The organism is Microvirga massiliensis (genome assembly GCF_001006805.1).
GTDB classification, from domain to species: Bacteria; Pseudomonadota; Alphaproteobacteria; order Rhizobiales; family Beijerinckiaceae; genus Microvirga; species Microvirga massiliensis.
Genome location: NZ_LN811372.1, coordinates 45,751 through 65,686, shown reverse-complemented (window position 1 = coordinate 65,686; position 19,936 = coordinate 45,751). Strand labels below are relative to the sequence as shown.

23 protein-coding genes and 2 pseudogenes are annotated in these 19,936 nt (G+C 66.2%); 17 read left to right on the top strand and 8 right to left on the bottom strand.

Features of this window, described 5'->3' with window-relative positions; all coding sequences use genetic code 11:
- Positions 1–755: 755 nt before the first annotated feature.
- Both BN1233_RS40070 and BN1233_RS40065 read right to left on the bottom strand, forming a co-directional pair.
- Positions 756–1,295, bottom strand: coding sequence for a sigma-70 family RNA polymerase sigma factor (locus BN1233_RS40070; protein ID WP_046869258.1), 540 nt, complete (start codon positions 1,293–1,295; stop codon positions 756–758).
- Positions 1,296–1,563: 268 nt separating this feature from the next.
- On the bottom strand, positions 1,564–1,950 hold the full coding sequence (locus BN1233_RS40065; protein ID WP_052764129.1) for a response regulator: 387 nt from the start codon (positions 1,948–1,950) through the stop codon (positions 1,564–1,566).
- Between the two features lie 628 nt (positions 1,951–2,578).
- Here BN1233_RS40065 and BN1233_RS40060 point away from each other — a divergent pair.
- Positions 2,579–5,059, top strand: a complete 2,481-nt coding sequence (locus BN1233_RS40060; protein WP_063779860.1) for a PBP1A family penicillin-binding protein — start codon at positions 2,579–2,581, stop codon at positions 5,057–5,059.
- A gap of 682 nt (positions 5,060–5,741) precedes the next feature.
- Here BN1233_RS40060 and BN1233_RS40050 read toward each other — a convergent pair.
- The 3 genes and pseudogenes from BN1233_RS40050 to BN1233_RS40045 form a co-directional block, all read right to left on the bottom strand.
- Positions 5,742–6,473, bottom strand: a complete 732-nt coding sequence (locus BN1233_RS40050; RefSeq protein WP_046869275.1) for a class I SAM-dependent methyltransferase — start codon at positions 6,471–6,473, stop codon at positions 5,742–5,744.
- Between the two features lie 30 nt (positions 6,474–6,503).
- Positions 6,504–6,632, bottom strand: a pseudogene (locus BN1233_RS47970) (IS5/IS1182 family transposase); the annotation flags it as partial.
- A gap of 113 nt (positions 6,633–6,745) precedes the next feature.
- Positions 6,746–6,985 carry a hypothetical protein gene (locus tag BN1233_RS40045; RefSeq protein ID WP_046869256.1) on the bottom strand — a complete coding sequence of 80 codons (240 nt, stop codon included), beginning with the start codon at positions 6,983–6,985 and terminating at the stop codon, positions 6,746–6,748.
- Between the two features lie 106 nt (positions 6,986–7,091).
- On the opposite strand from BN1233_RS40045, the gene BN1233_RS40040 reads away from it, so the two are divergent.
- The 6 genes and pseudogenes from BN1233_RS40040 to BN1233_RS40015 all read left to right on the top strand — a co-directional run bounded on the left by BN1233_RS40040 (position 7,092) and on the right by BN1233_RS40015 (position 9,849).
- Positions 7,092–7,382 (top strand): hypothetical protein, encoded by a 291-nt coding sequence (locus tag BN1233_RS40040; RefSeq protein ID WP_046869255.1) that lies wholly within the window; start codon positions 7,092–7,094, stop codon positions 7,380–7,382.
- A 20-nt stretch (positions 7,383–7,402) separates the two neighbouring features.
- Positions 7,403–7,714, top strand: coding sequence for a hypothetical protein (locus BN1233_RS40035; protein WP_046869254.1), 312 nt, complete (start codon positions 7,403–7,405; stop codon positions 7,712–7,714).
- Positions 7,715–8,338: 624 nt separating this feature from the next.
- Positions 8,339–8,566: a NepR family anti-sigma factor gene (locus BN1233_RS40030; protein ID WP_046869253.1), complete on the top strand. Its 228-nt coding sequence runs from the start codon at positions 8,339–8,341 to the stop codon at positions 8,564–8,566.
- Positions 8,556–9,116, top strand: a pseudogene (locus tag BN1233_RS40025) (sigma-70 family RNA polymerase sigma factor). Before BN1233_RS40030 ends, BN1233_RS40025 begins: the two are co-directional and overlap by 11 nt.
- Positions 9,113–9,340: a hypothetical protein gene (locus tag BN1233_RS40020; RefSeq protein ID WP_046869252.1), complete on the top strand. Its 228-nt coding sequence runs from the start codon at positions 9,113–9,115 to the stop codon at positions 9,338–9,340. Before BN1233_RS40025 ends, BN1233_RS40020 begins: the two are co-directional and overlap by 4 nt.
- Positions 9,341–9,495: 155 nt before the next feature.
- Complete coding sequence (locus BN1233_RS40015) at positions 9,496–9,849, top strand: hypothetical protein (protein WP_052764128.1); 354 nt, start codon at positions 9,496–9,498, stop codon at positions 9,847–9,849.
- Between the two features lie 351 nt (positions 9,850–10,200).
- Here BN1233_RS40015 and BN1233_RS40010 read toward each other — a convergent pair whose 3' ends face one another.
- Entirely contained in the window at positions 10,201–10,455 is a 255-nt protein-coding gene (locus tag BN1233_RS40010) for a hypothetical protein (RefSeq protein WP_052764127.1), read from the bottom strand.
- Positions 10,456–10,746: 291 nt separating this feature from the next.
- Between BN1233_RS40010 and BN1233_RS40005 the strand changes: the two genes are divergently transcribed.
- The gene (locus BN1233_RS40005; protein ID WP_046869251.1) at positions 10,747–11,544 is read left to right on the top strand and encodes a carboxymuconolactone decarboxylase family protein; all 798 of its coding nucleotides are present in this window, start codon (positions 10,747–10,749) and stop codon (positions 11,542–11,544) included.
- A gap of 102 nt (positions 11,545–11,646) precedes the next feature.
- Positions 11,647–11,913, top strand: coding sequence for a hypothetical protein (locus tag BN1233_RS40000; RefSeq protein ID WP_046869250.1), 267 nt, complete (start codon positions 11,647–11,649; stop codon positions 11,911–11,913).
- Positions 11,914–11,952: 39 nt separating this feature from the next.
- Here BN1233_RS40000 and BN1233_RS39995 read toward each other — a convergent pair whose 3' ends face one another.
- Complete coding sequence (locus tag BN1233_RS39995) at positions 11,953–12,846, bottom strand: LysR family transcriptional regulator (protein WP_046869249.1); 894 nt, start codon at positions 12,844–12,846, stop codon at positions 11,953–11,955.
- A gap of 172 nt (positions 12,847–13,018) precedes the next feature.
- Between BN1233_RS39995 and BN1233_RS39990 the strand changes: the two genes are divergently transcribed.
- Positions 13,019–13,480, top strand: a complete 462-nt coding sequence (locus BN1233_RS39990) for a cytochrome P460 family protein (protein WP_046869248.1) — start codon at positions 13,019–13,021, stop codon at positions 13,478–13,480.
- Positions 13,481–13,530: 50 nt separating this feature from the next.
- Here BN1233_RS39990 and BN1233_RS48945 read toward each other — a convergent pair whose 3' ends face one another.
- Positions 13,531–13,701, bottom strand: a complete 171-nt coding sequence (locus BN1233_RS48945; RefSeq protein WP_187144485.1) for a hypothetical protein — start codon at positions 13,699–13,701, stop codon at positions 13,531–13,533.
- Here BN1233_RS48945 and BN1233_RS39985 point away from each other — a divergent pair.
- The 7 genes from BN1233_RS39985 to BN1233_RS39955 all read left to right on the top strand — a co-directional run bounded on the left by BN1233_RS39985 (position 13,700) and on the right by BN1233_RS39955 (position 19,858).
- Positions 13,700–14,830, top strand: a complete 1,131-nt coding sequence (locus BN1233_RS39985; protein ID WP_425311789.1) for an arabinose transporter — start codon at positions 13,700–13,702, stop codon at positions 14,828–14,830. The genes BN1233_RS48945 and BN1233_RS39985 overlap by 2 nt on opposite strands.
- Positions 14,831–14,968: 138 nt before the next feature.
- The gene (locus BN1233_RS39980; protein WP_046869246.1) at positions 14,969–15,364 is read left to right on the top strand and encodes a (R)-mandelonitrile lyase; all 396 of its coding nucleotides are present in this window, start codon (positions 14,969–14,971) and stop codon (positions 15,362–15,364) included.
- A gap of 25 nt (positions 15,365–15,389) precedes the next feature.
- Positions 15,390–16,127, top strand: a complete 738-nt coding sequence (locus tag BN1233_RS39975) for an SDR family oxidoreductase (RefSeq protein WP_046869245.1) — start codon at positions 15,390–15,392, stop codon at positions 16,125–16,127.
- A 100-nt stretch (positions 16,128–16,227) separates the two neighbouring features.
- On the top strand, positions 16,228–16,458 hold the full coding sequence (locus BN1233_RS39970) for a tautomerase family protein (RefSeq protein ID WP_046869244.1): 231 nt from the start codon (positions 16,228–16,230) through the stop codon (positions 16,456–16,458).
- 213 nt (positions 16,459–16,671) lie between these two features.
- Positions 16,672–17,136 (top strand): (R)-mandelonitrile lyase, encoded by a 465-nt coding sequence (locus tag BN1233_RS39965; protein ID WP_046869243.1) that lies wholly within the window; start codon positions 16,672–16,674, stop codon positions 17,134–17,136.
- 145 nt (positions 17,137–17,281) lie between these two features.
- Positions 17,282–18,004, top strand: a complete 723-nt coding sequence (locus tag BN1233_RS39960) for a dihydrofolate reductase family protein (protein WP_074078475.1) — start codon at positions 17,282–17,284, stop codon at positions 18,002–18,004.
- A gap of 567 nt (positions 18,005–18,571) precedes the next feature.
- Complete coding sequence (locus BN1233_RS39955) at positions 18,572–19,858, top strand: epoxide hydrolase family protein (RefSeq protein WP_046869242.1); 1,287 nt, start codon at positions 18,572–18,574, stop codon at positions 19,856–19,858.
- The last annotated feature ends 78 nt before the right edge of the window (positions 19,859–19,936 follow it).

The window sequence follows — 19,936 nt, the reverse complement described above, 5'->3', positions numbered from 1 at the left end:
GGCGCCTCACCCTTCTGGACCTGAATGCCTTGCAGAGGGTTGCAGCTTTCAACGCCGACTACCTGCACCTCGAGCGCGAGGGCGAGGGACTGAACGCCAACATTCGCGAACGCGGATGATCCAGCGACTGGGGTTTCGGAGGGTTCTCGCCGGGGTCGCCGCCGCCCTACGCTGCTCACGGTCAGGGCGGCGATTTCTGTGAGTGCATCCGGGGTGAGCGCACCACCTCCGGCAGGCGAGAACCCGGCGAGAGATGCCAGACCAACAGCGTGGCCGCGAGATCGTTTCGATTGCCGCGGATGCGGCAAGGCCGCTAACCAAATGCCGCACCGCTGCCGTGGAACGTCCATGCAGCGCAGCCGTTCGGACCAAGCTATAGCTCCCGAGTTGCGTTTCCCCGTGACCGTCGCCCGCCACATCCTCCGCCTTCAGGCGCGCATCGAAGGCATCGCGGAGACCGCGTCGGTGCGCGGCACGACAGGCGTGAACCTCGATGACACGCTGGCCGCACTCGACCCGAGGGGCCGCCGCCGGGTCACGATGGTGCTCGAGCTCGTCAAGGCCTTCTCGAACGATCCGGATGAGCGGACCGCCGCGGATCACATCCGGATGCGTGCCGCGCGCGTGGTGCGGGCCGTCCGTCAGCTTCTCCGGGAACCTTGGCGAAGGTCGCCGGACCGACCGCCGCTAGGCTACCTTCACTCGCGGCCTCCGTCGGCTTGGGCCGGGATGCGAACAACTGCTGCCGCGAGCCATCACTCACGGGGCAAGGAGGCCTTCATGACACAGTCCGCGCCAATGTCCTCCGGATCCACAATCCCAAGCAGTTCCGCCAAGCTCTTGCGACCACGGTTCACGCGGCTCTTGATCGTCCCGACGGCCGCTCCGCAAATCTGCGCTGTCTCCTCGTAGCTGATCCCGCCCGCGACCAGCAGCACGGCCTCGCGCTGCTCGACGGGAAGCCACAGGAGCGCGGCCTTGAGATCCTCCAGGTCGAGGTGCCTATCCTGAACGGGGGCGGCGGCGAGCCTCGCGGCCAGGAGGCCGTCCGGATCCTGAACCTCGCGCCGGCGCTTCCGGTGAAGGGTGTAGAACTCGTTGCGCAGGATCGTGAACAGCCACGCCCGCAGGTTCGTGCCGGGCGTGAACTGGCCGAGATGGCCGAGTGCCTTCACGATCGCCTCCTGGACCAGGTCATCGGCCCGATCGAGGTCACCCGTGAGCGAGATCGCAAAGACCCGAAGGTGCGGGAGAGCCTCCAGGATCCCGCCGCGGAGGTCAGGACCCGCCGTCATGGCTCCCGAACGGGCTGCGCCCCGCTCCCGATCGCGTCGGCAGGTCGAGAGGATACCCAAGGACAGGGCTCGACCGTCAGCCCTTCGTGCCTCACCCGCAACGGCTCACCGATCCCGGTTGGGACGGCTCGGATGGTCGCTGCATCATGATGATTGCGCCTCCTGGTTCGGTGCAGGCGAGGGAATCCTGCCGCTGGTCTTGGTCAGCGATCACTCCTGAACGGCGCCACAACGACCTGATCCGCCGCGGCTCACACCGACGGGCGCCTCAGATGGGCGTTCGCCTCACCCGATCCGCCAAGGTGTCGAGGGTGGTCGCGAGTTCATTCCAGCAACCCGGCTTCTCGATCCAGGGCACGCCCTGAAGGTCGTCGGTGGTCATCCGCTTCCGGGCATGGCCGGAGTAGACGAGGAACGGCAGGTCGCGGGACCGCAGCTCGCGCACCAGGCCGGAGCAGAAGCCGTCCCGGAGCGTGAGATCGAGAATGGCAACATCCGGCCGGGTCTGATCCAGAGCACCCAGCGCCTCGCGCTGGGTCGTGAAGGGACCGATGATCCGATGCCCCTCGTCCGTGAGCGCGTCGGCCAGGGCGAGGCCGATCGCGGCCTCATCCTCGACGATCATCAAGCGCAATGCCTCCGCAGTCCTCCGCATGCAGCCTCCTCCGCCGGGTGATTCGAGCCGCGGAAGGTCGGTGCCGGATGCGACGACACTAAGGCCAAGCTTTGTTAAGACGGAGCCCGTAGCGCGGAGCGGACGAGAAACATCGACCCCGCCGGGATCGTAACCGGACGGGGCCGAGCCTGTCAGGTCAGTGAGCCTCGCCGTCGTGGAACCCTTGGCTCCTGATCGGGGGAACGCCTGGTTCCTCAGCCATAAGTGGCTGGTGCCTGCGGCTCACCCGCGATCGCCTCCCGATCCCTCACTTGCGAAGCCGTCAGAGTATTGCGACCGCTGCTGCGGGAGCGCTGGCAGGCAGCACGCTCCCTGCCCCGGAACGCACCCGGCGGGCGGGAGTTCCGCGAGCGCACACGGCACCTTGCCACGGAGGGTTCCTGCCGGACGGCTGGCCGATCGCCTCCTCTCCCCGTCCGGGATATCCAGAGCTGAGGGTAGCTCGAGCCGACTTCAGCCTGTCTTGCGGAAACCGGATCCCTCCCGGGGACGTGGCAGCGGAGGCTCTTGCACGGCCACGCTCCACTTGGGCACAAGCGGCCCTGCCCGGCGCAACGCGAATGGCGGGTCCTGGGTTGTAACGGCGCAGCAGGGGAAAGCCGAGGACGTGACGACACCCGACCCAACGACGGATGAGCCTCCCGGGAACCAGCCGCAAAGGGACATCCTGTCGTTGGCGGAGCCAGTGCCGCCACGGACGCACTCCCGGCTCGAACGGATCGCCGCATCGGCGGCACCGGCCGCAACGAAGGCGTGGGCGGAAGGCAGGCGGCTCGTCCGGATACTCGCCGCGGGCACCCGCGCCATCAGGGCGAGTGCAGCTCGCTTTGCCGGCATCGTGCGGGTGCAGGCTGGGGCGGTGCTCGGGCCATGGCGGAAGCCCATCGTCCACGGCCTGAGGCGCGTCGGCAGGGAAATGCACCGCGTCCTGCGACGGATCCGATTGCGCCACGCCCTGATCGTCACGGGCGCCGCAGGAACCCTGCTCGCCATCATCGTCATCTACAGCATCGCGACGCTCCCCCTGAATGGCGGCTTGCAGGTCGACCCGACACCCAGCGCCCTCGTGCTCGAGGCCGACGGCGGCGAGACCTTCGCGACCCGCGGCGTCTTCAAGGGCAGCAAGCTCACGGCAGCGGACATGCCGGAGCACCTCGGGCAGGCCATCATCGCCATCGAGGACCGCCGCTTCCACGAGCACCTCGGCATCGATCCTCAAGGCATCGTCCGCGCCGCGTGGCGCAACTGGCAGGCCGGGGAGACCCGGGAGGGCGGCAGCACCATCACCCAGCAGTTGGTGCGCCTGATGTTCCTGTCGCCGGAGCAGAACCTGCGCCGCAAGATCCAGGAGGCGATCCTCTCGCTCTGGCTGGAGCGACAGGCCAGCAAGGAGGAGATCCTCGTGCGCTACCTGAACACCGCCTATTTCGGCGCCGGTGCCTACGGGGTCGACGCGGCGGCCCGGCGTTACTTCGGCAAGGCCACCAAGGACCTGTCGCTCGCCGAGGCGGCCCTGCTCGCCGGCCTCGTCCGGGCGCCCTCGCAGCTTGCCCCCACGCGCAACCTGGGTGGAGCGAAGGAGCGGGCCGACACGGTGCTGCAAGCCATGGTCGAGACCGGGGCCATCACACCCGAGCAGGCGGATGCCGCGCGCGCGGAGCCCGTCAGTCTCCGCACGCCGCCGGAGACGCCGCCCGGCACGAACTACTTCGTCGACATCGCCACAGCCGATGCGCGGCGTCTCCTGGGCGGATCTTCGGGTGACCTGACGCTGCGCACCACGCTCGATCTCGAGTTGCAGCAGCTCGCCGAGGGCGTGATCGCGCGGCGCCTGGAGGCGGAAGGGCGACCGAAGAACGCTTCGCAGGCGGCCCTCGTCGCCCTTGCCCCGGACGGTGCGATCCGGGCGCTGGTCGGCGGGCGCGACTACGAGGCAAGCCAGTTCAACCGAGCCACCCAGGCCCGGCGACGGGCCGGCTCCCTGTTCAAGCTGTTCGTCTACCTGGCCGCCTTGCAGCGGGGCTACACGCCCCAGTCGACCGTCGTGGATGAGCCGACGCGGATCGGCGATTGGGAGCCCCAGAACGCGAGCGGGCGCTTCAAGGGTCCGGTTCCCCTCCGGGCCGCCTTCGCGCAGTCCATCAACACGGTGGCGGCGCAGCTCGCGGACGAGGTCGGGATTGAGGCCGTCATCGAGACGGCGAAGCGGCTCGGCGTCCGCTCGGAGTTGCCGGCGGTGCCGAGCCTGGCTCTCGGAGCCGCCGAGGTCACCTTGCTGGAGATGACGCGCGCCTACGCGGTGGTGGCGACCGGCAATGAGACCGTGGAGCCGTACACGGTGCGGTCGATTCAAGGTGGTGGCCAGCAGGTGCTGGTCACCCGCCCGGCCCCGACCTCGACCTCCCCGGCCGACCTTGGCGAGAGCCGGGGGATGATGCTCGACCTCCTTCAGGCGGTAACGCGCGAGGGGACCGGCAAGGCGGCACGGCTGCCGAACATTCAGGCCGGCGGCAAGACGGGCACCACGCAGGAATACCGGGACGCCTGGTTCATCGGCTTCACCCCCGATCTCATCGTCGGCGTCTGGGTCGGCAATGACGACAACACGCCCATGAACAAGGTCGTGGGCGGAGACCTGCCGGCGCAGGTCTGGCGCGACTTCCAGAGCCGGGCCGCTCCGCTGCTGGCCCGGAAGCGCCAGGCTCCGGCCCATCAGGCGGCACCCGAAGCCGGTCCGCGTGACCCCGTGCCGTCCGAACCAGGCGACGACCTCGTGCGCGGGGTTCCGGAGGTGCTGGACACCGGGACCCTGGCCATTCGCGGCACGGTCATTCGCCTGGAAGGGATTCAGGGCGAGAGAGGCAACATGGCCCGGCAGCTCGCCCGGTTCCTGCGGCGCCGGGAGGTTGCCTGTGCGCCAGGTGAGACACCGGGCTTCCAGCGCTGCCGGATCGGGAGTCATGATCTCTCGGCCATCATTCTGGCGGCCGGCGGGGGCCGAGCGACCCCGGACGCGCCCGAGGAACTCCAGGCGGCCGAGGATCAGGCCCGCTCGGCCCGGCTCGGCGTGTGGAGACGCAGGCGGTAGAAGGCATGCCAGGGAGCCGGATGATCCTCCCTGCCGGCTGACTTCCTGAGTGCCGATGACCGATCCGTGGCTGGAACATACTTGAGCGACGGCTCCGGGCGGCGGAGCATATGCTGAGGCCACGAGCCGATCGGAGAGTAACCGTCGCACCCGGCCGAACCCTCTCGGCAGCCATGACCGCGCGGTGCGATTGTCGCTCGAGCTGTCTCGAAATCCGCCGGAGACACGGAGCGCCTCATCCAGACCTCCCGCAAGCAGCTCGACCGGCCCGTCTTATCCATTGGCTCCCGAAGCGCCGCGATCCTCGAAAGTAGGAGAGGGCCGGGCGGGACGCTCCAGGCGTCCGGCGGGAGAAACTGCGGCCCCGTTTCACCTGTGTAAGAGCGGGAGAGATCGTCCTTCCGGTAGAGGCGGCCTTGAGGTCCTTCCGTCTCCTCGGCCTCAACTGTGGCCCTGCCAGCTTCCTCCCCTGGCAGGGCCCTTCCCCGCCAGGATGGCAGGCCCGCCGGAGGGCCGATGACACGACGGAGCTGCGCCGGATCCCGCTCCTGCGACGAGAGCTGCAACGCGCCTGTTTTACGCCTTCTGGACGGACGCACAGTCATGCGAATCCGGCGCGGCGTCTTTCGCGCGCGTAAGTTCATTGAGGGAATCCTGGAGCCCTCATGTTCAGGGCCAGGACTCAATCGCTTGTGTTCCGTTCCGCTCGTCGCCGCGTGATCCAAGCGCCCCAGAACAGGCTGGAGAAGAATCGCGTGGGCGGCTCGAAGCCGCCGTCGCGCAGCAAGGCCGCGACCGCTTCCTCCGAATGGGGTGGGTCGGCCCCTTGCAGGATCTTGGCCTGCTTCGCGGTGACCTCCTCAGGGCTTGCCCCCTGTTGACGCCAGCGCTCGCCCCAGGCGGCCAAGAGAAGCGGCTGGCTGGCGTAGGCGTAGTGGTTGCCCGCAACCACGAGGGGGGCTCCGGGTTTGAGCCTCAGAGCCAGCGAGCGCAGGATGGCGCGTTTGGCCTCGTCTCCAGGCAGGTGGTGCAATACCCCGATCAGCGTGGCAGCGTCGAACTGCTCATCGGGCGCCAGGTCATCGACCGTGCCGAGCACCACGTCCGTCCGATCCCGAAGGCCGTGCTCCTCGAGGCGTGCGACAGCAAGCTCCATCATGGGCTGAGAGGGATCGACCGCCGTGAACTGCCAGTGCGGCTCCAACGCTCCAGCAGTCACGACCTCTTTCGCTCCCCCGCCTGCTCCAGCGACCAGGACCCGTGCGGTCGTCCCGTTGCCGAGTGCAGCGGCCAGCATGCAAGCGGCGAGTTCATGGCAGGCGTCGTATCCCGCCAAGGCGATGCGACTTTGCTGTTCATACTCCCCGGCCCGAGAGGCGTCGAACTTCCGGGCGGCATCGGTTGATCCGGTCAAGGGACAAGCTCCGGCTATTCGTTGTCGGGTCCAGAACGCGACGACGCCAGCAAGGGCGACAGCGGAGGCGTAGTTGGCGGCCAGCTTGCCGTAACGGGTAGCCACGCGTCGGAGGTCCTTCAAGCGGCAGAACGCCGCCTCAATGCGTCGGCGTTCCCGCAACAAGACCCCTGGCCCGATCAGGACGACCCGAAGGCGGGCCGGTATCCTTCCCGGACGGATGTCTCCCAACAGCCGACTCGGTCCTCGGCCATGCCTGCCGGATTGATCCCTCATGCGTGTTCGTGTCCTGAACCGTTCCCGGGCAGCCGGATCCGACGTTGCCTTTCGCTCTCTCGGTTGAGGGATGTCCCTCCCGGATCGCTCCTGGCGATCTCGTCCAGATCGATCCGCAGCACGGCGGCTCCCGAGACATCGGCGACCTCGAGGTGGCACGCCTTCGGGTCAGCGGCGATGTCGGCGTGCTCTTGTTGGAATTCGCAGATCGCCCGGATCATCTCGACGCGGACCATCCCATCTCCGCTGCACCGCGAGACAACTCTCTCCCATCCCGGGGCGGAAGGAGTAAGCTCGGCCTGACCGACCCGCACACGCGGGGATCCCACACGGGAGGTCCACATGTCGCCTGTCAGCGCTCGCGGGACGATGGCCCCGGACGATGCCCACCCGTCCGATCTGCCCCCCGAGATCCAAAGCACCCTGCAAACCCTGGCCGACCTCGAGGCGCGCTACGGCGCGGAGCGGGACGGCTTGGGGCGATGCCCGGGTCCCAATGCCGTGAAGGAGCGCCTGCTGGCGCAACTGGAGCGCCGCCATGCACGGGAGCGGCAGCCTCTGGTGCAGCGCCTTGCTGACCTCCAACAGGAGATGGCGTCCGCCAGGATGTTCGACGGCCTTCGGCTCCACTGATCGGCGCACCGGAAGCCGATATGACACCCGACCTGCTCGCGATCCTCAGGCGGGCTGCGGCCGACCCGGAGGGCCTGGCCTCGATCACCCGGCCGCGTCAGGGCGTGTGGCCCGGCGAGCTTCACCTCATCCGGCTGCTGGAGGAGAGTGAGCACTTGATGCGGGTGCGTCTGCGGGACAGTCCGGCAGAGGGCACCGTCACCGCCGTCTACGCCCTCACCCCGAAAGGGCGCCGGGCTGCGGCTGAGGAACCGAAACCCGGGACGGATGCGGAACCTGCCCTGCCGATCAGGTTGAGGACGGTTCGGGCGGGCAACAGGCCTCTCGCATGATCCGGAGAGGCATCACCTGCGGCGGCGTGCGGCGCCGACTGTCGCGGGATGTGGTGATGCTCACGGCCAGATCGGCGCCGCGACCACCGCCGCGATGCGTGTGAGGGCCGCGAACAGCAACGCCTCGCGCCAGTATTTCCCCGATACCGCATACATCGCCTGCATGCCCAATCTCTCCCGAAGGCGTGCACGGGTTCATGGGATCCCGCGGCACAGGCAACCATGCGGCACCGATCGAGTTCCGGTCGGCTCCGGGGACAAGGGAGCGGGGCATTGCCCGAGCCGTCCCGCCCTGCCGAACCGAACGTCGGTTCGTCTCATCGGCAGGCGAACGCAGCCACTCAGCGTCTGGGGTTTCGGAGAATTCTCGCCGGGGTCGCCGCCCTACGCTGCTCACGGTCAGGGCGGCTATTTTGGTGAGTGCATCCAGGGTGAGCGCACCGCCTACGGCAGGCGAGAACCCGGCGAGAGGTGCCAGACCAACAGCGTGGCCGGCCTCGGGTTCCGGCCGTCCCGTGACATAAACATAGGTTAAAAAATCGTTTGTTCCTCCGGAACGAGGCCGGGTCTGGCCCGTTCCCCGCGCAGTTTTTCGCGGAACACGGCTTCGGAAGGAACACCATCATGGCTCACCCGATCGAGGAGAAGCAGCCCAGGGGCCTGTTCGCGGCAGTTCCCGGTCTGCCGCGGAGCGATGGCCTGCTGCGGAATGCCCGGATTGCCGCGCAATTCCAGATCATTGCCGGGCTGCGGGCCATGTATGCGGATCTTCTGGCGGAGCCCGTGCCGGCCCATCTGCTGAAGCTCATCCGGGAGGTCGAGATCCGGGAGGCTTCACGGCATGACGCCTGAAGCCTCGCTGCGCGACGGACTCCTCGCAGCCATCCCGAGCCTGCGCGCCTTTGCGATCTCGCTGACCAACAGTCCCGTGCGCGCCGACGATCTCGTTCAGGACACGGTTCTGCGCGCCTAGGCCAACCGCGACCGTTTCGAGCCGGGCACCAATCTCCACGCCTGGCTCTTCACCATCCTGCGCAACCTCTTCCTGTCCGATTACAGGAAGCGCAAGCGGGAGGTCGAGGACGTCGACGGAGCTTACGCAGCGAAGCTGAAGGCTCACCCCGACCAGCAGGACCACGTCGATTTCGAGGACTTCCGTGCGGCGCTCGCCAAGCTGCGGCTGGACCAGCGCGAGGCTCTGCTCCTCGTCACGGCCGAGGGGTTGTCCTACGAGGAGGCCGCCAGGATCTGCGGGGTCGCGGAGGGCACAATCAAGAGCCGGGTCAACCGGGCGCGGCACAGGCTGGCCGAATTGCTGGGCCTCGACGGCACTCCCGAACTCGGACCCGACGGCCTCACGAAAGCGGCGCTGGGCGAATTCGGTCTTGGACCACCCGCATGAAGAAAGCCCGCAAGCTCTACGACAGCCCGAATGGCGACCACTGGTACCTGATCCGGGATCCGTCCGGCGCGGTGTTCGTCCGTCACGAGGCCAACATCGCCTCCGGCGGGCAGGTCGAGCATGTCGGGATCGCGGAATTCCTGAGCACCGGGCTGGGTCCGGAGCAGCAGGAGCTTCTGCGCCTGATCGGAACCCTGGCGGACGAGCATCCGGTCCATTCGTGACGGGCGGTCAAGACTGCTCGAAGAACGCTTGCACATTCGCCGACAGCTCCCGGGCAACATTCAGGGGGACCACTCCCCGACGGGCCTTGTCGCTCGCCCCCTCCCCTGACGAGGACAACCGGCCAGGCAGTCTCCTAACCAATTCCGAGGTCGTCGTGCCAGCCGTTACCAATCCTGACCCGCTCGCGCCCGCGCTGGCCCGGGATGCGGAACATCGCGAGATACTGCTGGGCCGGGCCGGCCGTGCCCAATCGGCCGAGGAGGCCACGCGGCTGCTCGGGATTGCGCGTGAGGTCGGCGACGAGCGGCGGCGCGCCGGCACCCTGCTCGCCATCCTGGAGGGCAGCGACTGGCGCTATCCCGCCTGCCGGTTCCAGCAGGGTGAAGTCATCTCCGGTCTCACCGACCTCATCCGTGGCCTCGCCTCTGAGGGACCATGGGCCACGCTCGACTTCCTGCTGGCGCCCGACACCGCCCGCGCGGGCAGGACGCCCTTGCAGGCTTTCTAGGCGGGTGATCGTGACACGGTGCTGCGCCTAGTCCGCGCAAGCCAGGGCAACGGTTTCGCGTGAGGCCATCGCAGCCGAACAAACTCCGTAGACCCACGGCGTCGCAGTGCTTCCCCCTCTGTCCCTGGAACTCCTGATCCGGGGCGGCAGGCAGCATGCACGTTCCCCGTTCGTGGGCGCCAACCTGACCATCGGCATCAGGAATAGCTCAGTGTCTCTACCGCGCCCGGAAGCTGACGTTCGACCAACTTCAGCTCCGTGCCAGATCCGGACATTCGAGAATTCATGACATCCGAAGTGACACGCCCACCCTTCTCCATCCCAGCAGAGATGAGCAAAGCTGTGTGCCGGTCAGTACGCCAGAAGGCGTCCGGCGATGACCACGCCTGTCCACGATGACGCCGAGACCAGCGCGGCGACCTGGGCCCCTCGCGGTGTCCGGGCGTGAAGGTCCCAGTCCTTCACGCTCCGGTATACCCCGGTGTGGAAGATGACGATGTTCACGCCCGCGAGGGCGATCAGCCCGAATTTCCAGAGCGCTGCCGGGCTGGAGGTGACGACCAGAGCGATGCCGGCGAACATCGCGGTGCCGGTGACGGCCACCAAGCCGAACCCCGCATGGGAACAGCGGCAGCAGGTGGCGGACCAGGATGGTCGCCGACAGAACGCCCCGGCCGATTGCCCAGGAAGCGACGGTCGACCGCCAGTGAATGCGTCCTGACCCGACCAGCCGGGCGACGAAGGCCCACCGCGTTCATTGATAAGCTGGAACGATAAGCCCTATCGGGATCGAGAGGCTAATCCGAGCCGAACGAGCACCTATCCTTGATGGTGGCAAGCCGGAGCGCCGTTTCCGGAGGGCCTGATGGCTCAACTCGATCAAAAGGACCCACGGACATGAGACTGCTTGCAGCGACGGTGGCGTCGCTTTCCCTCCTTGGCGCAGCGTTTGCCCACGCGGATCAATCGAGAGGCACGGCAATGTCGACGACCTCGTCTGCTTCCCCGGCGCTCGAGGACATCCGAACGGTTTCCCCAGCGCTCGAAAAGTACGCCAGCGGCACGATCCAGGAGGACCTGTGGAAGCGTCCGGGTCTGTCACCCCGCGACCGGAGCATCGTCACCGTGGCGGCGCTCATCGCGCGCAACCAGACCATCGAGATGCCGCACCACCTCAACCTGGCGCTCGACAATGGCGTCAAGCCCGCCGAGATCTCCGAGATCATCACGCATCTCGCGTTCTACTCGGGCTGGGCCAATGCCATGGCGGCAGTCGCCGTCGCGAAGGACGTCTTCACCCAGCGGGGAGTCGGCGCCGATCAGCTTCCCATGGCCTCGCCACAACCTCTCCCGCTCAATGAGGCGGCCGAGTCGCAACGCGCCGCACGCAATCAGGAGAGCTTTGGCACCGTGTCCCCGGGCGTGCTGCAATTCACGACGGACCTGCTGTTCAAGGACCTGTGGCTGCGCCCGGACCTGACGCCCCGGGACCGCAGCCTCGTCACTGTCAGTGCTCTGATCGCGTCGGGCCAGGTTGCGCAGATCCCGTATCACCTCAACCGGGCGATGGATAACGGGCTGGCGAAGTCGCAGGCCTCGGAGGTCCTGACGCATCTGGCCTTCTATGCCGGCTGGCCGAACGTGTTCTCGGCCCTGCCGGTGGTCAAGGGCGTCTTCGACAGCCGTCCAAGCTAGCCGCTGCTGGTCTCGCACCTGACCGACGCGTGAGCCGTGACGGCGAAGGCGCCATTCGGCAAGAGCCCGGCGCGGATCGCAACAAGAATGAGGAAGATCGACATGCCCCGTGCTCGCCGCGACGACACTCCCGACTACGTCATCGATGTCATCGATGACGCCAAACCGATCGGCTCCCAGTTGGCCGCGGCGGCAGGGCTTCTCATCACGGTCCTGATTGCAATGTCGGCTGTGGAGGCACCCATGCAGGAACAGGATCTACAGGTCGATGGGATAGGCGCGATCGAAAGCCCATCCGCGGACGGGCCTGGTCTGCTGTGTTCGATTGGCGGGACGATCATGAGCTGGATCGCCGTCGACGCCTCCTAGCCGATCAGGCCGCTGGCTGCGCCTCCGTTCTTCCGTTCGTCAGCCACGGTGGCGCAAGGCGTCGACCAGCAGGGCGAACGCCGGGGAGGACTGCCGGCGGCTCGGATAGTACAGGTGGTATCCGGGCCAGGTCGGGCACCAGTCCTCGAGCACCCGCACGAGACGGCCCTTCGCGAGATAGGGCTGCGCCAAGTCCTCCGGCACGTGGGCAAGTCCGAAGCCAGCCACCGCTGCCTTGAGGACCTGGAAGATGCCGTTGAAGACAAGCTGTCCTTCCACGCGCACCCTCAGTTCGTCGCCCTCCTTCTCGAACTCCCATGCGTACAAACCGCCATGGGTGGGCAGGCGCAGGTTGATGCAGCTATGGCCGATCAGGTCCTGCGGCGTCTCGGGAGACGGATGCCTGGCGAAGTAGGGCTTTGAGCCGACCACCGCATAGCGGGTGTCCGGCCCGATCCGCACCGAGATCATGTCCTTGGCGACCTGCTCGCCGAGCCGCACGCCGGCGTCGTACCGCTCGGCCGCGATGTCCGTCAGTCCGTAGTCGATGCTCAGCTCGACCTTGATGTCCGGGTACTTGGGCAGAAACCTCTCCAGCTTCGGCCAGAGGACCTGCTCGATCGCGTAGTCCGTGGCCGTGATCCGGATGGTGCCGGCGGGCCTCTCGCGGAGTTCGCTCAAGGATTCGATCTCGGCTTCGATCTCGTCGAGCCGCGGGCCGATGCTTCGGAGCAGGCGCTCGCCGGCCTCGGTTGGCGAGACGCTGCGCGTGGTGCGGGTCAGGAGCCGAAGGCCGAGCCTCTCCTCGAGCTGGCGGATCGTCTGGCTCAGCGCCGATTGCGAGACCCCGAGCTTGGCCGCAGCCTTGGTAAAGCTCCGCTCCCTCGCGACGCTCAGGAACGCCAGGAGGTCGTTCAGGTTCTCTCCCGCCATTCATAAGCCTCCCTAATAGGCCCATGCGGATAATGCCATCTAATCGCATGCCGCGCCAAGAACTAGATTTCCTCCGTTGGCGCAGCGAACCGTGTCCGTCGGGCCCGGATCGGGCGAGGTGCTTCCGGACGGATGCGCCTGCGCGCCCCACAAGCCTTGAAGGAGGTCAGTCATGAAGGCGATCCCGATCCGCACGCTTGCAACGGCGCTGACCCTCGGTGCAGCCGCGGCCGTCGCTTGGGCAGACGGCGACCTGGTCCGGTTCCCCGAGAACTATGCCGAGGGCACGCACTACGCGACGGTGGAACGCGGCAACATCAGGGAAGAGCTGTTCACGAGCCAGAAGGCCATCGACGCGGCGAGGAGCGGCCAGCCGCTCCCGAGCGGCACGGTGATCACGATGGAGGACTACCGCGGCGGAAAGCTCTTTCGGTACGTCGTCATGGAGAAGCGTGTGGGCTGGGGCACCCAGTACCCGCCGGAAGTCCGCAATGGCGAGTGGGAGTTCCAGGCCTTCAATGCCGACCGGATGGTGAACCGGAACGAGAACGTCACGCGCTGCATGGCCTGTCACAAGTCCCGGGAGGGCCAGGACTTCGTGTTCACGCTCGATCGCATGAAAGTATCGAACTAGCCCGTGCGGCCTCGCTCCGCAGCAAACCCCCAATGCCGCGGACCCGACAGTCACGCCCGGCGTGAAGGATCGTCCTTCAAGCCGTTCAAGCCGAAATCACCGCGCACCGCGCCTGAACGCCTTCGCGGGTCCACGTGCACTTCTTGGAAACGTATGATGTCCTTTACCCCGTCCCGTTCGACGCCGGTTCCCGGCGTCGCGATGGCACTGATGCCGATCATGGCGGTGGTCCTGATCGCCTTCCTCGTCATCGGTCTTGCCCTGCCGGTGCTTCCGCTTCACGTGCACCAGGGCCTTGGCCTCGGCACCTTCGTGGTCGGCCTCGTGACCGGCAGCCAGTTCGCGGCATCCCTGATCTCCCGCGTGTGGTCAGGGCATTACTCCGACAGCCGCGGCGCCAAACGCGCGGTCGTTGCCGGCTTGGCGATGGCCGTGGGCGCGGGCCTTCTCTACCTTCTGTCGCTCCAGTTCGTCCGCGCTCCGGTGGCATCGGCCACGATCCTGCTGCTGGGACGGGCCCTGCTCGGCGGGGCGGAGAGCTTCATCATCACGGGAGCGCTGAGCTGGGGACTGGCGCTCGTCGACGCGCGACACACCGGCAAGGTCATGGCCTGGGTCGGCACCGCGATGTATGCCGCCTTCGCGCTGGGTGCGCCGCTCGGCACAGCGCTCTACGCGAGCTACGGGTTCCTGGCGATCGCGCTGGCCACCACCCTGATGCCATTGGCCACGCTGCTCCTGGTCGCGCCGCTGCGCCGCGTCGCCCCCCAGCATCGTGGCAGCCCAGCCTTCACGAAGGTGATCGGCGCCATCTGGGTGCCCGGGATCGGACTGGCGTTCAGCAGCATCGGCTTCGGTGCGATCACGGCGTTCATCTCGCTGCTCTTCCTCGACCGCGGCTGGAGTCCGGCCTGGCTCGCCTTCAGTGCCTTTGCGGCCTCCTTCATGGTGGTGCGCATGGTCTTCGGCCACCTGCCCGACAGGCTCGGCGGCGCAAAGGTCGCGCTGGTCAGCGTGCTGATCGAAGCCGCCGGCCAGGCCCTGATCTGGCTGGCGCCTGGGGCTGCCCTCGCCTTGACCGGGGCCGTGCTGACCGGTGTCGGCTACTCGCTGGTTTACCCCGGCCTCGGGATCGAGGCCGTGCAAAGCGCACCGCCGGAAAGCCGCGGTCTCGCCATGGGCGCCTACACGGCCTTCCTCGACCTGGCGCTGGGCGTCGCCAGTCCGATCCTGGGGCTGATCGCGAGCGGGGCAGGCTTGGGAGCGGTGTTTCTCGCCAGCACGCTCGTCGTGCTCGGCGCGGCCGCGGTCGCGGTGCGGCTCCTGCATGCGCCGGCGGTCACGTGCTGACGCCTGGGTTTCCGAGCGTATTCATAACCCCCGCTAATAGCCCCATGCGGAGTCCAGCTCCTGATCGCACTCACCCCCGGTCGCTAGATTCATGATCGGCAGCAGGCGCGGACCGCGCATCGACGGAAGGATTTGGCCATGGACATCAAGAGAGCCGGCTCGCAACCGTCCGGAAGAGGACCGGAGGAATACTTCACGGGTACAGTTCGGATCGATCCGCTGTTCCAGGCGGACGAGCCTGCCCGTGCGGCTGGTGCCCTGGTCACCTTCGAACCCGGCGCCCGCACCGCGTGGCACACCCATCCCCTCGGTCAGACCCTGATCGTGACAGCCGGCGTCGGCCGGGTCCAACGTGAGGGCGGTCCCGTCCAGGAGATCCGTCCCGGCGACGTGGTCTGGTTCCCTCCGGGCGAGAAGCATTGGCACGGCGCGTCGCCAACCACGGCCATGACCCACATCGCGATCCAGGAAAGGCTCGACGGCAAGGCCGTCGACTGGATGGAGCACGTCACCGACGAACAATACGGCGACTGAACCCGAGCCTCGGAAAGGAAAAGCCATGACATCAGGCATCAAGGACAAGGTGGTTGTCATCACCGGAGCCAGCAGCGGTCTGGGAGAGGCCACGGCACGTCGTCTCGCGCAGGACGGAGCCAAGCTGGTGCTGGGGGCACGGCGTCTCGACCGGCTTCAGGCTCTCGCTAAGGCGCTGTCCTTGGGCGATGATGCGGTCGTTCAGACCGATGTCACGCAGTACGAGCAGGTCAGGCACCTGGTGGACCGAGCGGTTCAGCTCCATGGCCGCATCGACGTGCTCCTCAATAATGCTGGGTTGATGCCGTCCTCTCCCCTCGAGCGACTGAAGACCGAGGACTGGGACCGCACCATCGACGTGAACATCAAGGGCGTCCTCTACGGCATAGGCGCCGCGCTGCCGCACATGAAGGCGCAGAAGAGCGGGCACATCATCAACGTGTCGTCCGTCGCCGGGCACAAGGTCCGGGCGGGCGGCACCGTGTATGCCGCGACCAAGCACGCGGTCCGCGTGATCTCGGAGGGGCTGCGGCAGGAGGTCAAGCCCTACAACATCCGCACCACGATCATCTCCCCCGGCATGGTCGCGACCGAGCTGACCGATAGCATCACCGAACCCGACATCGCGGAGAACTTCCGCAAGGCCTACGAGGGAGCCGTTCCTGCGGAATCCTTCGCCGGCATGGTCGCCTTTGCCATGAACCAACCGGAGGACGTGGACGTGAACGAGATTCTCTTCCGGCCCACGAGCCAGGAATTCTGATCCGATCGGAATGCACGCCGCGATAAGCGGCTGGGTACCGGAACGACGAACGGAACCGCGGGCACCGTTGCCTGCGCACCGAGCCGAAGGACGCAAGACCATGCCCCACGTGATCGTCAAGATGTATGCCGGAAGGTCCGACCAGGAGAAGGCGAAACTGGCCGAGGAGATCACCAAGGCCGTCATGGCCGCCACGAACTCCACGGAGCGATCCGTCTCGGTCAGCATCGAGGACGTCGCGCCGGCCGAGTGGGCCGAGAAGGTCTACAAGCCGGACATCGTCGGCAAGTGGGACACGGTCTACAAGAAGCCCGGGTACAACCCCCTCTGAGCGACCCGCGCGCCCCGGGCTCGCCGCTCCCTCCGCCGGGCATCATGTGGCGGAGGGGCAATTTCCGGAAGATGCGTTCGGTTTGAAACGGCACGCGGCCGGCAATCCTCCGCTGCCGATGCTCGAGACATGGCCGCGCCAATCCCGACGGCGTCGGTGCCCGGTGAACCGGACGACCTCCATCACTCACGACAACGGAAGGGAAGGAAGACAATGAAGCAACTCATCGCGACTGCCATCTCGCTCGCGGTCCTCGGCACGGTGCCCGCGCTCGCCGAGAGCATGGTCATCACGCCGAACGGATCGCGACCTTCGGCAAAAGGAGCGTCGGCGCAGTTCACCGGCTCCGTCATCCTGAATTCCCTGTATGCCCCGAACGACAGCATGTCATCGTCCGGTGGCCACGTCACGTTCGAGCCGGGCGCACGCTCGGCCTGGCACACCCATCCCGCGGGTCAGGTCCTGATCGTGACCTCCGGAACCGGATGGGTGCAGGAGGAAGGCGGCCGGAAGCGCGAGGTCAGGCCGGGTGACGTGATCTGGACATCGCCGGGGGTCAAGCATTGGCATGGCGCCACTGCCACCAACTCCATGAGCCATATCGCCATCACGAACATGGTCGACGGCAAGAATGTCGATTGGCTGGAACACGTCACCGACGCGCAGTACCGGAACTGACGAGACCAGCACCCAAGTGCCGGATGCCTGCATCTGATGCGGGCATCCCATATCAAGTCTTATCAAGACGCCATCATCCAATAGGCAGCCAACTGACCTGAATTCGGCTGGCTGGCGACGTGGTGGATCGCGGAGAGGAGCTTGCATGCGTCCCAAGATCATCTGCCATATGGTAAGTTCCGTCGATGGACGCTTGCTGGTCGAGCGTTGGACGCCTCCGGCCGCGGGCATCGACGCGGACATCGTACACCGGACCTATGAGCAGGTAGCGTCACGGTTCGAGGCTGACGGATGGATCGTCGGCCGCACGACCATGGAGGCCTACGCGGAAGGCACCGCGCGGACCCCTCGGGCCCTCCCGGGCAATCTACGCAGCACCCATGCCGCTGATCGCAAGGGACGTGACGTTGCAGTGGCCATCGATCCGCATGGCAAGTTGCACTACGGGCAGGACAACGCAGGCGGCGATCACATCGTGGCCGTCCTCGGCGAGCAGGTCTCGGATGAGTATCTCGCGGAACTGCGCGAGGACGGTGTCTCGTATCTGTTTGCCGGCCCGGATGGCCATGACCTCCACCGGGCAATGGACATCCTCGGCGAGACCTTTGGCGTCAGGACTCTCCTTCTCGAGGGCGGCGGCCGGATCAACGGGGCGTTCCTGAAGGCGGCACTGATCGACGAGATCAGCCTTCTGATCTATCCCGGGATCGACGGATTGGCCGGAGTTTCCAGCATCTTCGAATATGTCGGTGGGGACGATGAGAAGCCCGCCGCAGGCCGATCGCTACGCCACCTCGCTACCGACACACTGGATGGCGGGGTCGTGTGGCTCCACTACGGGGTGGAGGAAAGCGCTGTCTCCTCGTAGGTCCAATGAGCCTGGTGCACCCTCTGATATCGGACATGGAACGTCAGCAAGGGGTCAACTTCAGTCCTAGAGGACCCGAACGGGAGGTCCGATCACCTCGCCATTGCAGAAGTTCGGTCAACTTCAGCAATGTGCCAGGAAGAGACAGCCCTTGTCCTGACAGCCGCAGCATCAGCACGGTCCCCCTGAGGCGCATAGGCACAGCCAGAGCCTCGAATGGCGACGGTTGCGGCAGGTAGAAGATGGGGGCGGTCTCAACGGTGCTGCTTGCTGGGCTGTTCGCCGAGGCATATAGTTTCGCCCAATCAACGTTCCTGCGTGAGACTTGGGCTCCCGACGAGCCGCTTTTCATCGACAGCTTTGCCGACGTCGCTCCTGAACCGAGTGGTTTGTAACCCGCGGGAGGAGGACCTCGTCGCAAGAGCCGCAGCCTCCATCGGCATTTGAGTGTGATCTAGGCAACCGCGCTGCGGTGGCTTGTGTGCACAAAGCCAGGATCTCGCGGTCAACCACTCTCCGATCCCGCTGCTCGCCGACTGTGGCGACGCGGACGAGTGGAGAAGATCAATGTCGGAGCCATCATCACTCCCGAACCAGCCTACCCCCGTGGCAGCCTCGGCCGCAATTGCGCCCATTGTGCTCCCCACAGGCGGGCCTGAAGCAGCCGAAGGCGATGTAATCCGTCCCTTCCGTGTCGACATCCCGGAAAGTGAAATTTCCGAACTGAAGCGTCGCATCAAGGCAACCAGATGGCCGGAGAAAGAAACGGTCGCGGACGAATCGCAAGGTGTACGATTGGCAACTATTCAAGAACTTGCGCGCTACTGGGCAGACGAGTACGATTGGCGCAAGATCGAATCCAAGTTAAACTCGTATCCCAATCTCATCACCGAGATTGACGGTTTAGATTTTCATTTCATTCACGTCCGCTCCAAACATGAAACTGCGATGCCGCTGCTTATCGCGCACGGCTGGCCGGGCTCGATCATTGAGCAAGTGAAGCTGATTGAGCCCCTGACTGACCCGACTGCGCACGGAGGAAGCGAAGCGGATGCGTTCCACGTCGTCATTCCATCGATGCCGGGCTACGGCTTCTCGGGCAAGCCAAGCACGACCGGCTGGAACCCCCAGCGCATAGCGCGTGCCTATGCTGAGCTGATGTCCCGTCTTGGTTACGAACAGTATGTGGCGCAGGGCGGTGACTGGGGTTCGATCGTCGTCAACTACATGGGAACTCAGGAACCCAAAGGACTGCTCGGCATCCACACCAACATGCCTGAGGTGATACCGCCCGAGATCGATGCGCTCATCTGGTCCGGCTACCCTCTGCCCGATGATCTGTCGGCCGAAGAGAGGAAGGCCTGCGAGCAAGTTCGTGAGAATAAGTTTGGCTACGCGATCGTCATGGGCACGCGTCCGCAAACGCTGACCGGGCTGGTGGATTCACCCGTCGGCTTGGCGGCCTTCATGATCGACCACGACTGGAAGAGCCATGCCATGATCGCGAGGTCGTTTGCCGGGGTCAAAGAAGGCCTCTTGCCCGACGATGTCCTCGATAACGTCACGCTCTTCTGGTTCACGGGCACCGCGATTTCGGCAGCCCGCCTTTACTGGGAGCAAACGGTAGCCGGTAATTCTTTCTTCGCGACCAAAGGCGTCAAGCTCCCCGTCGCTTGCAGTTTGTTCCCTGACGAGATGTATGAAGCGCCGAGGAGTTGGGCAGAGCAAGCATATCCAAATCTCATCCACTTCAATAAGCTTCCAAAGGGCGGACACTTCGCAGCCTGGGAGCAGCCGGAGTTCATGATCTCCGAGATTCGCACGGCGCTCAGGCCACTCCGCAAATCGCTGTGAAGACTTCGGCGCGCACGTTGTGTGCGCCGGCTCCTGAGCAAGCGCGGCCACCTTGATGGGGGCTCAGAACGGCATACT

What these genes read in the sequence shown, in the direction of transcription:
- BN1233_RS40070 (WP_046869258.1), bottom strand. Translation starts at nt 1,295, where the DNA reads ATGACGGCGGGTCCTGACCTCCGCGGCGGGATCCTGGAGGCTCTCCCG.
- BN1233_RS40065 (WP_052764129.1), bottom strand. Translation starts at nt 1,950, where the DNA reads ATGCGGAGGACTGCGGAGGCATTGCGCTTGATGATCGTCGAGGATGAG.
- BN1233_RS40045 (WP_046869256.1), bottom strand. Translation starts at nt 6,985, where the DNA reads ATGGTCCGCGTCGAGATGATCCGGGCGATCTGCGAATTCCAACAAGAG.
- BN1233_RS40040 (WP_046869255.1), top strand. Translation starts at nt 7,092, where the DNA reads ATGTCGCCTGTCAGCGCTCGCGGGACGATGGCCCCGGACGATGCCCAC.
- BN1233_RS40035 (WP_046869254.1), top strand. Translation starts at nt 7,403, where the DNA reads ATGACACCCGACCTGCTCGCGATCCTCAGGCGGGCTGCGGCCGACCCG.
- BN1233_RS40030 (WP_046869253.1), top strand. Translation starts at nt 8,339, where the DNA reads ATGGCTCACCCGATCGAGGAGAAGCAGCCCAGGGGCCTGTTCGCGGCA.
- BN1233_RS40020 (WP_046869252.1), top strand. Translation starts at nt 9,113, where the DNA reads ATGAAGAAAGCCCGCAAGCTCTACGACAGCCCGAATGGCGACCACTGG.
- BN1233_RS40005 (WP_046869251.1), top strand. Translation starts at nt 10,747, where the DNA reads ATGAGACTGCTTGCAGCGACGGTGGCGTCGCTTTCCCTCCTTGGCGCA.
- BN1233_RS40000 (WP_046869250.1), top strand. Translation starts at nt 11,647, where the DNA reads ATGCCCCGTGCTCGCCGCGACGACACTCCCGACTACGTCATCGATGTC.
- BN1233_RS39995 (WP_046869249.1), bottom strand. Translation starts at nt 12,846, where the DNA reads ATGGCGGGAGAGAACCTGAACGACCTCCTGGCGTTCCTGAGCGTCGCG.
- BN1233_RS39990 (WP_046869248.1), top strand. Translation starts at nt 13,019, where the DNA reads ATGAAGGCGATCCCGATCCGCACGCTTGCAACGGCGCTGACCCTCGGT.
- BN1233_RS39985 (WP_425311789.1), top strand. Translation starts at nt 13,700, where the DNA reads ATGGCGGTGGTCCTGATCGCCTTCCTCGTCATCGGTCTTGCCCTGCCG.
- BN1233_RS48945 (WP_187144485.1), bottom strand. Translation starts at nt 13,701, where the DNA reads ATGATCGGCATCAGTGCCATCGCGACGCCGGGAACCGGCGTCGAACGG.
- BN1233_RS39980 (WP_046869246.1), top strand. Translation starts at nt 14,969, where the DNA reads ATGGACATCAAGAGAGCCGGCTCGCAACCGTCCGGAAGAGGACCGGAG.
- BN1233_RS39975 (WP_046869245.1), top strand. Translation starts at nt 15,390, where the DNA reads ATGACATCAGGCATCAAGGACAAGGTGGTTGTCATCACCGGAGCCAGC.
- BN1233_RS39970 (WP_046869244.1), top strand. Translation starts at nt 16,228, where the DNA reads ATGCCCCACGTGATCGTCAAGATGTATGCCGGAAGGTCCGACCAGGAG.
- BN1233_RS39965 (WP_046869243.1), top strand. Translation starts at nt 16,672, where the DNA reads ATGAAGCAACTCATCGCGACTGCCATCTCGCTCGCGGTCCTCGGCACG.
- BN1233_RS39960 (WP_074078475.1), top strand. Translation starts at nt 17,282, where the DNA reads ATGCGTCCCAAGATCATCTGCCATATGGTAAGTTCCGTCGATGGACGC.
- BN1233_RS39955 (WP_046869242.1), top strand. Translation starts at nt 18,572, where the DNA reads ATGTCGGAGCCATCATCACTCCCGAACCAGCCTACCCCCGTGGCAGCC.